Origin of the sequence: Ochrobactrum sp. SFR4, assembly GCF_019730395.1 — a bacterium.
In the GTDB taxonomy this organism is placed as follows: Bacteria; Pseudomonadota; Alphaproteobacteria; order Rhizobiales; family Rhizobiaceae; genus Pseudochrobactrum.
The window spans coordinates 1-248 of sequence record NZ_JAAPBB010001130.1 but is presented as its reverse complement, the minus strand read 5'-3'; the positions used below and the strand labels follow the sequence as shown (position 1 = coordinate 248).

General features: G+C 49.2%; 1 protein-coding gene. It reads left to right on the top strand.

Annotated features, from left to right (window positions below):
- A partial coding sequence (locus HBA93_RS22560; protein ID WP_221724725.1) for an NUDIX-like domain-containing protein occupies positions 1–248 on the top strand: 248 nt, incomplete at both ends.

Genomic DNA, 248 nt, shown 5'->3' with positions numbered 1-248 from the left:
CAGCTTAACCAATGCATTGGCCAATCCCGATGCGCAGTTTTTACTGTTTGCGCGCGGCAAAATCCTGCTCAAGCAAGGCACGCCGGAACACCGTGCTTTATTCAGTCATGCGGAAATCCGTCATCTGCAAATTGATACGGATGAGAACAGCAAAAATAATCTAATTTTGTTAGGGGAAGCAGAAGGCACTGCCTATCTTGCACTGGATACCGGCCTTGATCCCGAGGCACTTCCTCCAACACTGGAAG